Source organism: Pseudoxanthomonas spadix BD-a59 (genome assembly GCF_000233915.3).
GTDB lineage: Bacteria > Pseudomonadota > Gammaproteobacteria > Xanthomonadales > Xanthomonadaceae > Pseudoxanthomonas_A > Pseudoxanthomonas_A spadix.
In genome coordinates, this window is the sequence record NC_016147.2 from 3,122,331 (window position 1) to 3,134,893 (window position 12,563).

General features: G+C 69.1%; 13 protein-coding genes and 1 CRISPR repeat array (1 of these 14 only partly in view). Of the genes, 6 read left to right on the top strand and 7 right to left on the bottom strand.

Going from position 1 to position 12,563, the window contains the following annotated elements; translation table 11 throughout:
• A CRISPR array of direct repeats spans positions 1-351; the repeat unit is 31 nt; unit sequence GTCGCGCTCTCACGAGCGCGTGGATTGAAAC; it begins 3,029 nt to the left of the window's first position.
• Between the two features lie 47 nt (positions 352-398).
• Positions 399-1,436 (bottom strand): tRNA (adenosine(37)-N6)-threonylcarbamoyltransferase complex transferase subunit TsaD, encoded by a 1,038-nt coding sequence (gene tsaD, locus DSC_RS14090; protein WP_014161871.1) that lies wholly within the window; start codon positions 1,434-1,436, stop codon positions 399-401.
• Between the two features lie 150 nt (positions 1,437-1,586).
• Here tsaD and rpsU point away from each other — a divergent pair, with 150 nt between their 5' ends.
• The 5 genes from rpsU (at position 1,587) to DSC_RS14115 (ending at position 6,607) form a co-directional block, all read left to right on the top strand.
• Positions 1,587-1,802 (top strand): 30S ribosomal protein S21, encoded by a 216-nt coding sequence (rpsU, locus tag DSC_RS14095; protein ID WP_002808376.1) that lies wholly within the window; start codon positions 1,587-1,589, stop codon positions 1,800-1,802.
• A 179-nt stretch (positions 1,803-1,981) separates the two neighbouring features.
• A complete protein-coding gene (locus tag DSC_RS14100; protein WP_014161872.1) occupies positions 1,982-2,428 on the top strand; it encodes a GatB/YqeY domain-containing protein in 447 nt (148 codons plus the stop codon).
• 180 nt (positions 2,429-2,608) lie between these two features.
• The gene (locus DSC_RS14105; protein ID WP_238527652.1) at positions 2,609-3,598 is read left to right on the top strand and encodes a YihY/virulence factor BrkB family protein; all 990 of its coding nucleotides are present in this window, start codon (positions 2,609-2,611) and stop codon (positions 3,596-3,598) included.
• Between the two features lie 52 nt (positions 3,599-3,650).
• Entirely contained in the window at positions 3,651-5,375 is a 1,725-nt protein-coding gene (gene dnaG / locus DSC_RS14110) for a DNA primase (RefSeq protein ID WP_014161874.1), read from the top strand.
• Positions 5,376-5,644: 269 nt separating this feature from the next.
• Entirely contained in the window at positions 5,645-6,607 is a 963-nt protein-coding gene (locus tag DSC_RS14115) for a bile acid:sodium symporter family protein (RefSeq protein WP_014161875.1), read from the top strand.
• Positions 6,608-6,753: 146 nt separating this feature from the next.
• Here DSC_RS14115 and DSC_RS14120 read toward each other — a convergent pair whose 3' ends face one another.
• The 5 genes from DSC_RS14120 to DSC_RS14140 form a co-directional block, all read right to left on the bottom strand.
• Positions 6,754-7,803, bottom strand: coding sequence for a LacI family DNA-binding transcriptional regulator (locus tag DSC_RS14120; RefSeq protein ID WP_014161876.1), 1,050 nt, complete (start codon positions 7,801-7,803; stop codon positions 6,754-6,756).
• A 132-nt stretch (positions 7,804-7,935) separates the two neighbouring features.
• Positions 7,936-8,865: a heme o synthase gene (gene cyoE, locus DSC_RS14125; protein ID WP_014161877.1), complete on the bottom strand. Its 930-nt coding sequence runs from the start codon at positions 8,863-8,865 to the stop codon at positions 7,936-7,938.
• Positions 8,862-10,043 carry a COX15/CtaA family protein gene (locus tag DSC_RS14130; RefSeq protein ID WP_014161878.1) on the bottom strand — a complete coding sequence of 394 codons (1,182 nt, stop codon included), beginning with the start codon at positions 10,041-10,043 and terminating at the stop codon, positions 8,862-8,864. The genes cyoE and DSC_RS14130 overlap by 4 nt, the downstream gene beginning before the upstream one ends.
• An 18-nt stretch (positions 10,044-10,061) precedes the next feature.
• Entirely contained in the window at positions 10,062-10,631 is a 570-nt protein-coding gene (locus DSC_RS14135; protein ID WP_014161879.1) for a thioredoxin domain-containing protein, read from the bottom strand.
• A complete protein-coding gene (locus tag DSC_RS14140; RefSeq protein ID WP_238527653.1) occupies positions 10,628-11,368 on the bottom strand; it encodes an SURF1 family protein in 741 nt (246 codons plus the stop codon). The genes DSC_RS14135 and DSC_RS14140 overlap by 4 nt, the downstream gene beginning before the upstream one ends.
• 62 nt (positions 11,369-11,430) lie before the next feature.
• Here DSC_RS14140 and DSC_RS14145 point away from each other — a divergent pair, with 62 nt between their 5' ends.
• Positions 11,431-11,649: a twin transmembrane helix small protein gene (locus tag DSC_RS14145; RefSeq protein WP_014161881.1), complete on the top strand. Its 219-nt coding sequence runs from the start codon at positions 11,431-11,433 to the stop codon at positions 11,647-11,649.
• Positions 11,650-11,670: 21 nt separating this feature from the next.
• On the opposite strand, the gene DSC_RS14150 is transcribed toward DSC_RS14145, so the two are convergent.
• Complete coding sequence (locus tag DSC_RS14150; RefSeq protein WP_014161882.1) at positions 11,671-12,549, bottom strand: cytochrome c oxidase subunit 3; 879 nt, start codon at positions 12,547-12,549, stop codon at positions 11,671-11,673.
• Positions 12,550-12,563: the final 14 nt, after the last annotated feature.

Below are 12,563 nucleotides of genomic sequence, written 5' to 3' on the forward strand. Positions count from 1 at the left end.
TCACGAGCGCGTGGATTGAAACCTGCACAGCGCTTTGGAAGGTGACTTTGTGGACTGTCGCGCTCTCACGAGCGCGTGGATTGAAACCAACGCGAGAATAGGTTCTCGGGCCGGCCCGTAAACGTCGCGCTCTCACGAGCGCGTGGATTGAAACTCATCAGATGCTCCGGGAGTTTTGGTGTCTGGGAGTCGCGCTCTCACGAGCGCGTTGATTGAAACCATGCGCTTTCCCGCGCAGTGATCCGCGCGGCGCGCGTCGCGCTCTCACGAGCGCGTGGATTGAAACTCGACTGTCATGCCGGCATCGCCGGTGCGCAGAGGTCGCGCTCTCACGAGCGCGTCGCTTGCCCTGGTAGAGCCTGTCGCCGATCGCCCCCCCCCCCCCCGGAGCAGCTCACTCACGCCGCCGGCGCGAGCGCCTGCAGCGTGGCCATGTCCCAGCGCGGGGTGACCTTGACCTGGGCGTCGTCGTGCTGGCCGGCTTGCAGGCGCAGGGCGCCGGCGAAGGCGATCATCGCGCCGTTGTCGGTGCACAGCGCCGGGCGCGGGAAGCACACCCGGCCGCCGTGGCGCGCGGCCGATTCGTGCAGCCTGGCGCGCAGGCGCTGGTTGGCACCGACGCCGCCGGCCACCACCAGCACCTTGCTGCCGGCCGCCTCCAGCGCGCGCTGGCACTTGATCACCAGGGTGTCCACCACCGCATCCTCGAAGCCACGGGCGATGTCGCGGCGGGTCGCATCGGACTGGTCGCTGTCGCGCCAGGCCAGCAGCACCTGGGTCTTGAGCCCGGAAAAGCTGAAATCCAGCCCCGGCCGGTCGGTCATGGGGCGGGCGAACCTGTACCGGCCCGGCGTGCCCTGCTCGGCCAGCGATGCCAGCTGCGGACCGCCCGGATACGGCAGGCCCATCATCTTGGCGGTCTTGTCGAAGGCTTCGCCGGCCGCATCGTCCAGGGTCTGGCCCAGCAGCCGGTAGCGGCCGATCTGCTCGACGGCCACCAGCTGGGTGTGGCCGCCGGACACCAGCAGCGCCACGAACGGCGCCTGCGGCGGGTCGTCCTCCATCAGCGGCGCCAGCAGGTGGCCTTCCATGTGGTGCACGCCCAGCGCCGGCAGGTCCAGCGCCCAGGCCAGCGCCCGCGCCACGCCTGCGCCGACCAGCAGCGCCCCGACCAGGCCGGGACCTGCGGTGTAGGCCACCCCGTCCAGATCGCGCGCGTGCAGACCGGCCTGGTCCAGGGTCTGGCGGATCAACGGCAGCAGCTTGCGCACGTGGTCGCGACTGGCCAGTTCCGGCACCACCCCGCCGTAGCGGGCGTGCAGGGCGATCTGGCTGTACACCGCGTGGGCGCGCAGCCCGGCCGCGCCGGCCAGGGCCGTGTCGTAGACGGCCACGCCGGTTTCGTCGCAGGAGGTTTCGATGCCGAGCACGCGCATAAAGCTTAAGGAACGAGTGGGGGGGAGAAGTGAGAACCGAGGGGGCAGGAGCAAAGGCCGGGCCGAAGCAGGCTTGCATGTGGGGCGGGAGGCTGGCTATCATACGCGGCTCACCGGGTCGAAGCCCGGTCTTTTGTGTCCGGAGAATCCATGCCCAGCGTCAAAGTCCGCGAAAACGAGCCTTTTGAATTTGCGCTCCGTCGCTTCAAGCGCACCTGCGAGAAGGCCGGTGTCCTGGCCGAAACCCGCAAGCGCGAGTTTTACGAAAAGCCGACCCAGGAACGCAAGCGCAAGGCCGCCGCCGCGGTGAAGCGCCAGCTGCGTCGCTCCTCGCGCGACGTCACCAAGCGCCAGCGCCTGTACTGAGCGCAGGCAGGTCGCCCCACCGGTAGCTGCGCTGCGCAGCAAGCAGGTGGGGGCTGCGACCAGGAGCCGGCACGCGCGAGCGTCGCCGGCTTTTTGTCGTTCCTCATGTTCCTGGAAATTGTTCCCCGCACTCCCACGCACGGCGCGCACGCGCGGTGCATTTTCTATCCGGAAAGCCCATGAGCCTCAAAGCACGCCTCACCGATGACATGAAGATCGCCATGAAGGCCGGCGAGAAACAGCGCCTGGGCGTGATCCGCCTGATCAATGCGGCCATCAAGCAGCGCGAGGTGGATGAGCGCACCGAGCTGGACGATGCGGCCGTGCTGGCGGTGCTGGAGAAGATGGTCAAGCAGCGCAAGGACTCGGTCAGCCAGTATGCAGCAGCCGGCCGCGAGGACCTGGCCGCCATCGAACGCGCCGAGATCGAGGTGATCCAGACCTACCTGCCGGCTCAGCTGGACCAGGCCGCGATCGAGACGGCCATCGAGACGGCCATCGCCCAGACCGGCGCCAGCAGCCCGGCCGACATCGGCAAGCTGATGGCCGTGCTCAAGCCGCAGCTGGCCGGCCAGGCCGACATGGGCCTGGTGTCCAGGCTGATCAAGCAGAAGCTGGCCGGCTGACACCTCGCCGCGGGCCGACGCGCTGCTGCTGGCGGCAGCAAGCACGGCACGCGCGTTTCCAAGGCAACAGCGCATGGTCGCAGGGTGCAGGCGGCAACACGCAATCTGAACTTCGCGCTCACTGCATGGTGACGCCGCACCGGGGCATGCTCGGGCGTGTTCTCCATCGATGGCGCATCCGTGCAGCTGCCTTCCGCCGACAAATTGCAGCGACGCCTCAACAGCCTGCAGCAGAGCCTGCCGGTGGCGATGGCCAGGCGTTTTTCCGATAGCGACCTGATGACCCAGGCTGCCGCGCTGGCGTTCTATGCCCTGTTGTCGCTGGCGCCGCTGCTGGTGCTGCTGCTGTGGCTGACTGCTTCGGCCTACCCTTCGGCGCAGGAGGCACTGATGAAGCAGATCGGTGCGCTGGCGGGCAATGAGGCGCGCGGCGTGGCCCAGGCGGTGCTGGACAACGCCAAGGCGCGGCCCAGCCTCGGCTCGCTGGCCGGGATCTGGAGCACGCTGCTGCTGTTCTTCGGCGCCACGGCGGTGTTCGCGCGGCTGCAGGCGGCGCTGAACCTGATCTTTTCCACCGATGCCCAGGAGCTGGGCGGCGGCCTGCTGGCCTGGCTGAAGAAGCGCGTGTTTTCCTTTGGCGTGGTGCTGGCGCTGGGTTTCGTGCTGCTGGTGTCGATGCTGGCCAGCACCGCGGTGCAGGTGCTCTTCGCCAACGTGCCCTCGCTGCTGCCGGTCCTGGGCAACGCGGTGACGTTGGCGCTGTACATCTTGGCCTTCGGCTTCCTGTACCGATATCTGCCCGATCGCACCGTGGAATGGCGCCAGGCGTTGCTGGGCGGGGCGATCACCGCCGGGCTGTTCATCCTGGGCCGCTATGCGATTGGCCTGTACCTGGTCCGGACCGAACCCGGCAGCGCGTACGGCTCGATGGGCGCGCTGGTGATCATGCTGGTGTGGATCTACTACGCCACGGTGGTGTTCTTTGTCGGCGCGCTGATCACCGCGGTGATCGACGAGCGCGTCGATGCCCACGCCGCACGCAAGCAGGCCCGGCTGGCCGCAGAGCGCGGGCAGCACGAAGGCCCGCCGGCCGCGTTGGATCCGGATCGGGACGACCTGCCGGCGCAAGGCATGCCCGCGCAGCAGCACGATCCCGCGCCGCGCACCTGAAGTCCCTGGGCCCATGCGTGGCTTGACCGGCATGGCATCCTAGCTGCCTGCCATGGCCCGCATCCCCGACGCATTCATCGATGACCTGCTTGCCCGCACCGACATCGTCGAGGTGGTCGGCGCGCGCGTGCCGTTGAAAAAACAGGGCAAGGAATACGCGGCGCGCTGCCCATTCCACGACGAGCGTTCGGCTTCGTTCACCGTCTCGCCGACCAAGCAGTTCTATCACTGCTTCGGCTGCGGCGCGCATGGCACGGCGATCAGCTTCCTGATCAATTACGACCGCCTGGAGTTCCTGGACGCGGTCGATGAACTGGCCAGGCGCGCCGGCATGGAGGTGCCGCGCGAAGCGGTCCAACATCAGCAGAATCAGGACAGCCGCGACCTGTATGCGGTCCTTGACGCCAGCGCCAGATTCTTTCAGCGCCAACTCGCCGGCAGCGACAAGGCCAGGGCCTACCTGGAGGCGCGCGGCGTGGATGAAGCCACCCGCACGCTGTTCGGCATCGGCTACGCGCCCGACGGCTATTCGGCGCTGAAGGATGCGCTGGGGTCCGATGCCCGCCGCATCCAGCTGCTCGAGCGCGGCGGCATGTTCTCCAGGAACGAGCGCGGCCATGTCTATGACAAGTTCCGCGACCGGGTGATGTTCCCGATCGCCGACCGGCGCGGGCGCACGATCGCCTTCGGCGGCCGCGTGCTGGACAAGCAAGACGGCCCCAAGTACCTCAACAGCCCCGAGACCCCCCTGTTCCACAAGGGCCGCGAGCTGTACGGCCTGTGGCAGGTGCGCCAGGTCAACCAGAAGATCGACAGGCTGGTGGTGGTGGAGGGCTACATGGATGTGGTCAGCCTGTTCCAGTTCGGCGTCACCTGTGCGGTGGCCACCCTGGGCACGGCGACCACGCCGGATCATGCCGAATTGCTGTTCCGCAATGCCGCCGATGTGTACTTCTGCTTCGATGGCGACGCGGCCGGCCAGCGCGCCGGCTGGCGGGCGCTGGAATCGGTGCTGCCGCGGATGAAGGACGGGCGCCAGGCGTTGTTCCTGTTCCTGCCCAACGGCGAGGACCCGGACAGCATCGTGCGCAAGGAAGGCGCCGAAGGTTTCGCCGCGCGCCTGGCCCAGGCCACGCCGCTGTCGCAGTTCTTCTTCGACGAACTGTCCAAGGAGATCAACCTGGGCACGCTGGACGGCAAGGCGCGCCTGGCGGAAAAGGCCAAGCCGTTGCTGGCGCAGATTCCCGACGGGGCGTTCGGCGATCTGATGCGCGCGCAGCTGACCCGGATCACCGGGGTGGGCGCCAACCCGCCGCCGGCGCCGCGCCGCGTGCCACCGCGCAGCACCGCCCGTGGCCCGCAGCAGCGGCCCAGCCTGGTGCGCAGCGCGATCGTGCGCGTGCTGCATGCGCCGTCGCTGGCGCTGGACGTGCCCACGCCCTACACCTTCGCCGGCCTGCGCCAGCCCGGGGTGGAACTGCTGATCGAGCTGCTGGACATCATCCGCACGCGCCCGGACATCACCCCCGGCGCGCTGCTGGAGCACTTCGCCGAGCGCGAGGAACTGCCTGCGCTGCAGCAGCTGATGATCCAGGACCTGCCCGGCGAGGAACCGGCCTGGCGCCAGGAGCTGCACGATGCGGTGATCCAGTTGGAGAAGCAGACCCTGCAGCAGCGCCTGGACCAATTGCTGGCCAAGCAGCGCGCCCAGGGCCTGGACGAAACCGACAAGTACGAGCTGCGCGAGCTGCTGAAGATTCGCGCCGGCGGGCATTGAGCATGATGGTGACGACGCTTCCCTTCTCCCCTCGGGAGAAGGTGCCCCGTAGGGGCGGATGAGGGTCCGGCGAAACCAACGACGTTTGCACCTGCACGGACTCCGTCAGACCCTCACCCCAACCCCTCTCCCGGTGGGAGAGGGGCTCAAGCGACCGCGGTGCCCAGGGAGCTCAAGACGCGCGCCATACATGGCCTATGCCACCAGACAAGGCGCATTCGGCGGCGCCCCGTTAAGCTGCACTTCCTGCATCTGCAACGCGATCTGCCGTGAACCTGCTCAAGCGCCTGCGCATCGATCCTTTCACCCTGACCCTGCTGGGCACCGTGCTGCTGGCTTCGCTGCTGCCGGTCCATGGCACCGCGGCGGTGTGGATGGACCACATCACCGACATCGCCATCGCCGCGCTGTTCTTCCTGCATGGTGCGCGGCTGTCGCGCGAGGCGGTGCTGGCCGGGGCGCTGCACTGGCGCCTGCACGTGACGATCCTGGCGTGCACCTTCGTGCTGTTTCCGCTGCTGGGCCTGGCCCTGCATCCGCTGGCCAGCCACCTGCTCACGCCGGGACTGGCGCTGGGATTGCTGTTCCTGTGTGCGCTGCCTTCCACGGTGCAGTCCTCGATCGCCTTCACGTCCATGGCCGGCGGCAACGTGCCGGCGGCGGTGGTCTCGGCCTCGGCCTCGAGCCTGCTGGGCGTGTTCCTGACCCCGGTGATCCTGGCCCTGATCGCCGGTGGCCAGGGCCCGATGGGCAGCCCGCTGGAATCGATCGGCAAGATCCTGCTGCAACTGCTGGTGCCGTTCGTGGCCGGTCACCTGCTGCGGCCGTGGATCGGCGGCTGGGTGGCGCGGCGGCGCGCGATCCTGCGCTACACCGACCAGGGCACCATCCTGCTGGTGGTCTACACCGCCTTCAGCGCGGCGGTGAGCGAAGGCCTGTGGCGCGACACGCCGCTGCGGTCGCTGCTGGCCGTGGTGGTGCTGGCGGCGCTGCTGCTGGGCGTGGCGATGACGCTGGTCGCCTTCCTGGCCCGGCGCCTGGGCTTCGAGCGCGCCGACCAGATCGCCATCGTGTTCTGCGGCTCCAAGAAGAGCCTGGCCACCGGCGTGCCGATGGCCAAGGTGATGTTCGCCAGCAGTGCGCTGGGCGCGATCGTGCTGCCGGTGATGATCTATCACCAGCTCCAGCTGATCGTGTGCGCGGTGGTCGCCCAGCGCTACGCGCGCCAGTAGGGCGGGTCTTGACCCGCCACCGCGATGCCCGTTGAACCATGCCTGGCGGGTCTTGACCCGCCACCGCGATGCCGCCGAACCACCAGCGGCGGGTCAAGACCCGCCCTACGCTCCTAAACGAAGAGCCTGGCGGGTCAAGACCCGCCCTACGCGAACAGTTCGAACTGGCCCAGGTTTTCCGGTGTGATCAGGCGGAACCGGGTGCGGCCTTCCGGCGCCTGCTCCAGCTCCTCGTTGGCATGCAGCAGGTGCTGCAGGCCGGACAGCACCTGGCCTTCCGGGTCCTGGTCCAGGGTGGCGGCCATGTCGCCGGCACGCAGCAGGTCGGCGTGCTCGCGGGTGGCCTCGTGGCCGATCCACACCGGCGAGGTGGCCAGCGGATGCCGGCGCAGCGCGCGGCGGATGCCGGCCGAGGCCGAACCGGTGTTGTAGATGGCCACGATGTCGTGGTGGTGGCGCAGCGCATCGTGCAGCTGGGCGTAGGCGCGTTCGACATCGTCGAACATCTCCACCGGCGGCAGCGGGTCCAGGTGCGGGAACTGCTCGGTCACGATCTGGGTGAAGCCTTCCACCCGCTCGATGTGGGCGCGGAATTCCATCGAGCTCACCGCGATCCAGACCTTGCCGGCGCTGCGGGTGAAGCGCCCGGCCAGGTAGCCGGCGGTGCGTCCGGCCAGGGTGTTGTCGATGCCCACGTAGGCCAGCCGCTGGACCCCGGTGATGTCCGAGGACAGGGTCACCACCGGCGTGCCGGCCGCGTTGACCACGTGCAGGGCCTGGCGGATGCGCTCGCTGTCGCGGGCCACGATCAGCAGGCCGTGGCGCGGATACGGCGGTTGTTCCAGGAACTGCGCCAGGCGCTCGTCGTCGCGCTCGCCCCAGGCGCTGCGATGCACGGTCACGCGCGGACCGATCAGGCCCGAATAGCGCTCCAGCGCGTTGTTGATGCGGCGGAAATGGGCCACCTCGCTGTGCACCAGGACCACGTCGAAATGCAGCACGCCGTGGCGCACGTCCGGCAGCAGCCGGTTGGTGCCCAGGCGCTTGGCCGCCTCGACCACCCTGCGGCGCAGGCTCTCGGACACGCTGCCGCGCTCGTTGAGCACGCGATCCACGGTGCTGGGGCTGACCCCGGCCTCGAGCGCGATCTCGGTGAAACGGGGGCTGCGTTTGGTGCGGCGGCGCTCTGCGCTCATGGCAACGGGATCGGCGGAAAGGAAGGTCCTGCAGTGGCCCGGCGCGGCGCTGCCCGGCACATCGCCCGGTGCCGCAGCCGCGATGCAACGTGCATGCGCCGCGGCGGGCCTGGTGCAGGGCCGGTGGCGATACTAGCCCAGCCTGCGCCCGGCGATGCCGGGCAGCAGCGGCCCGAGCCAGTGATCCACCAGCAGGAAGGCAAACAGCGCCATCAGGTAGACGATGGAATAGCGAAAGGTGCGCATGGCGAAAAACTCGTCCGGCGGGTCCAGCAGCTTCCATGCGTACCACAGGAAGCGCGCGCCCAGCACCAGCGCCCCGCCCAGGTAGAACAGCCCGCTCAGCCCGAACAGCACCGGCAGCAGGGTCGCCTCCACCAGCAGCACGGTGTAGAACAGGATCTGCCAGCGCGTGTAGACCACCCCGTGGGTGACCGGCAGCATCGGGATCAGCGCCTTGGCGTAGTCCTCGCGGCGGAAGATCGCCAGCGCCCAGAAATGCGGCGGCGTCCAGACGAAGATGATCAGCACCAGCAGCAGGCTGTGGCCCCAGTCCCACGGGCCCTGCATGCCGGTCACCGCCGCCCAGCCCAGCAGCGGCGGGGTGGCGCCGGCCAGGCCGCCGATGACGATGTTCTGCGGCGTGGCGCGCTTGAGGTACACCGTGTAGATCACCGCATAGCCGATCAGCGAGCAGAAGGTCAGCACCGCGGTGACCACGTTGACCCACAGCACCAGGATCGCCATCGAGGCCGCGGTCAGCACCAGCGCGAACACCAGCACCTGCCACGGCTTGACCTTGCCCACCACCAGCGGCCGCCACGCGGTGCGCGCCATCTGCGCATCGATGCGCGCATCGAGCAGCTGGTTGATCGCCGCCGCGGCCGAGGCCGCCAGCCAGATCCCCAGAAAGCCCAGCAGCCCATGCCGCAGCTGGGTGGCATCGGGCAGGCCCGGGATGGCCAGGATCATGCCCACGAACGCGGTGAACACGATCAGCGCCACCACCCGCGGCTTGGTCAGGTCCCAGTAGTCGCGAAACGAGAAACGCCAGGCGCTCATGCCGGCCCCTTCAGCCGCGCCAGCAGCGACACCAGCAGGAAGGTCAGCAGCACCGCGCCGGCGTTGTGCAGCACCGCCACTGTCAGCGGCAGGGCCAGCTTGACGTTGAGCACGCCCAGCGCCACCTGGGCCAGCAGCGCCAGCACCAGGCCCACCGCCCAGCCGCGCATGCTCGGCACGCGCCACAGGCGCAGGCTGCAGGCCAGCAGCCAGCAGAACACCACGACCGCCATCAGCCGGTGCGCCATCTGGATGGCGATGCGCGAAGCGCCATCGAGCACGCCGCCTTCGTAATCCACGCCGATGCCGCGCCACAGGGTGAAACCTTCGCGGAAGTCGTGCGGCGGCCACCACTGGCCCACGCACTGCGGGAAGTTCTCCATCCGCCAGCTGCCGCCCCCACAGGCCAGCGCCGCGTAGTTGGAACTGACCCAGCCGCCGAGCGCGATCTGCGCCACCAGCAAGCCAAGCCCGATCCCCAGCCAGCGCTTGAGCAGGTCGGCCTCGCCCAGCCGGATCGGCAGTTGGGTCGCGCGCCAGGCCATCCACACCAGCAGCGCGAAGGTCGCCAGCCCGCCCAGCAGATGGCCCATCACCACGATGGGTTTAAGCAGCCAGGTCACCGTCCACATGCCCAGCAGCGCCTGCAAGATGATCATCGCCAGGGTCAGCACGGCTACCCGGGACAGATCGCCCCCACCGCCCGGTGCAGAGGCCGAGGACCAGCGCCAGGCCGCGACCAGCAGCAGGCCCTCGCCGGCCAGCGCCACCGCACTGGCCGCCACGTGCAGGCCTTTCATGTACAGCGGGATCGCCGCGGCCACCAGCACCGCCGCCACGATCACCCCGGCCACGCCGAGCCGGCGACGGCGCACCGCCATCAGCGCCAGGCCGAAGATCTCGATGCTGAGCATGCCGGCCAGGAAGCGGTGCACCTGCTCGCGCCAGGCCTTGTGCGTCTCCAGCGGGCGGATCCTGGTGGCGGCGTGGTCGACCACCTCCGACGGCGCCTGCGGCCAGGCGGCGCGGCCATAGCAGGTGGGCCAGTCCGGGCAGCTCAGGCCGGCATCGGACAGGCGCACGAAGCCACCGAACACGATCGTGCTGGCGGTCATCAGCACGGCCAGCCAGGCGATGCGGTGGAAATGCCGGAACGGCAGGCGTAGGGAGGCAGGCATTACGGTGGGGTTCGCAAGTCAGATGAGCTTCAGCAGCTTGGCCAGGTCGGCGCGCAGCTCGGCCGGATCGAACCCCGGCGCGAAGCGCATCACCACGAAGCCATTGGGATCGATCACGTACACCGGCACGCCGGCCGGGTCGTCCACCCGTGGCAGCGCGGCCAGCAGCGCCGGGTCGCGCGCCAGCACCCGCAGCGAGGACGGCTGCGCCGCGCCCGGCGGCGGCGTGCCGATCCACAGGATGTGCACCTGGTCGGCGTTGTGGCCGAACAGCCGCCATACCGTGTCCAGCTGCCGCGACAGGGCCACGCAGTCCGCCACGCAGGCGACCGGCGGCGCCAGCGCGATGCGCCAGGTGCGCTGCGGCTGCTGCCAGCGGTAGGTGCCGCCATCGGCCAGGGCCGGGTTCAGTGCGCGCACGTCGCCGGGTGGATGCAGCAGCTGGCCATGGTTCTTCATCCCGTCCGGCTGCCAGCCGGAGAAGCGCAGCACGCCCGCGCCCAGCACGCTGCCGAAGAACAGCACGAACAGGCCGAGCAGGATCAGTCGGCCGCGGCCGCGGCCAGGAGGAACATCAAGGAGCGTCATGCCCCCATTTTCTCACGCGCAGCGCCCCGGCGCCGCCGCGTGAGCACCGCCGCGGTGGCCAGCACCGCCAGCGCCAGCCCGAACCACTGCACCGCATAGCCCAGGTGCCGCTCCGGCGGCAGGGTGTTGGGCAGGACGTCCAGGTCGCGCGGATAGCCGATCGGCAGCGCCGGATCCAGCTTCAACACCCGTGGCGCAAGGCCTGGCAGCTTCAACGGCGCCGCCAGCGCAGCCGGCTGCAGCGCGACGGCGAGCAGATCGCCATCGGCCTGCATGGCCGGCGCGGCGCGGATCAGGCCAGGTGAAGGCGGCGGCGCCAGCAGCCCGGCAACGCGGTGCGATCCCGGCAAAGGGGCAACCACCGGCAGCGTGCGATCGCCTCGCAACGGCTGCCAGCCCAGTTCGACCAGCAGCGCCGGACCGCCATCGGCGGGAAGGAACGGACGATAGACGCGCACGCCGGGCTGGCCATCGCGGACCTGGTTGTCCAGCAGCACCGCCGCCCCGGCCGCGAAGCGGCCGCGTCCGGCCGACCAGTCGAAGGTCTGCGCGCGCTCGTGCTGCGCCGCGGCAGCCAGCGGCAGCGGCTGGCGTTCGCGCAGCACCTGCGCAACGTGGGCCAGCATCGCGCGCTTGTGCTGCGCGCGCCCGAGCTGCCAGCTTCCCAGTGCGCAGAACCCGGCCGCCACCGCGATCGCCAGCACCCAACCGATCGAGGTCGGCAGCCGCCGACTCACGCCGGCCCCGCGCACGACTGCGATAATCGCCTCATGCGGCCCCGTGCCGCGCGGAGGCCTGCATGAACGATTCGCTCAAAACGCTGTTGATCGTCGCCTTCATGATCATGATCGTGTGGAACCTCGGCGCCGGCCTGTATTACCTGCTCATCGACCGTGGCCAGACCAAGCGCACCGTGCGCGCGCTGAGCTGGCGCATCGGCCTGTCGGTGACCTTGTTCGCACTGATCGTGCTGGGCATCTGGAGCGGCGTGATCAAGCCGCATGGAATCACCCCGTGACCCAACCGGCCCGACAGGCTGCTAGATCACGTAGACGAACAGGAACAGCGCCAGCCACACCACATCCACGAAGTGCCAGTACCAGGCAGCCGCCTCGAAGCCGAAGTGGTTGTCCCTGGTGAAATGCCCCTTGAGCGTGCGCAGCCACATGATCGCCAGCATCAGCGTGCCCAGGAACACGTGCGCGCCGTGGAAGCCGGTGAGCATGAAGAACGTCGAGCCGTAGATGCCCGAACCCAGAGTCAGATTGAGTTCGCGGTAGGCATGCACGTACTCGGTGACTTGAAAGTAGAGGAAGGTCGCGCCCAGGACCACGGTCAGACCCAGCCACAGCAGCACCGCGCCGCGGCGGGCGGCCTTGAGCGCGTGATGGGCGATGGTCAGGGTCACGCCCGAGGTCAGCAGGATCAGGGTGTTGAGCAGCGGCAGGCCCCAGGCCGGGATGGTCTGGAACTGACCGCCGATTGCCGCCGGCCCATTGGTCGGCCAGCCGGCCGAATAGCCTTCCCACAGCAGCGCATTGGTCATCGCGCCATCGCCGATGCCGCTCAGCCAGGGCAGGGCCAGCGTGCGGGTGTAGAACAGCGCAGCGAAGAACGCGCCAAAGAACATCACTTCGGAAAAGATGAACCACACCATGCCCATGCGGAAGGACACGTCGACCTGCTTGTTGTAGCGGCCGGCCACCGACTCGCGGATCACATCGCCAAACCACATGAACAAGGTTGCCGCCAGCATCGCAATGCCGGCGAAGAAGGTCCACCTGCCCCAGGCCGCATCGTTGAGCCAGCTGGCCACACCGACCATCAGCACCAGCATCGCGACGGAGCCGACGAAAGGCCACTTGCTCTGCTGCGGCACGAAATAGACATCGGTCTCGGGGGAGTGGGTCTGCGCCATCACGCGTTCCTTGG